Origin of the sequence: Streptomyces beijiangensis (genome assembly GCF_017315755.1) — a bacterium.
Taxonomy (GTDB): domain Bacteria; phylum Actinomycetota; class Actinomycetes; order Streptomycetales; family Streptomycetaceae; genus Streptomyces; species Streptomyces beijiangensis.
In genome coordinates this window covers 1-306 of sequence record NZ_JAFLRJ010001756.1, presented here as the reverse complement: position 1 = coordinate 306, position 306 = coordinate 1, and the positions used below count along the sequence as shown (strand labels likewise).

The window sequence follows — 306 nt, the reverse complement described above, 5'->3', positions numbered from 1 at the left end:
CCGTGCTTCGTCAGTACGGCGAGAATCCGCGGGGTCCACCGCGGGTCGGGGCCGTCGTCGAAGGTGAGCACGATGGTGTGCTCGGGCGTGTGCAGCGAACGGGGCTGCGCGCCGGTCGCGTCGACGATCGGCCCGCCGTCCAGGATGCGGCGCGGCACCTTGCCGTCCTCCACCAGCGGGTGGGTGCGGTGGTCGGCCGCGTAGTCGCCGCGTACGTAACCGCCGAGCAGCAGGACGCACATCAGCGTCAGGAGGACGAGCAGCGGGATGACCACACGGGGGCGATGCTGCCGGGCGTCACTCACC

Annotated in this window: 1 protein-coding gene; it reads right to left on the bottom strand. The window is 71.9% G+C overall.

Annotated features, from left to right (window positions below):
- The coding region (locus J0695_RS43535; RefSeq protein WP_206970320.1) for a polysaccharide deacetylase family protein at positions 1-275 on the bottom strand (275 nt) is incomplete at its 3' end.
- Between the last annotated feature and the right edge of the window lie 31 nt (positions 276-306).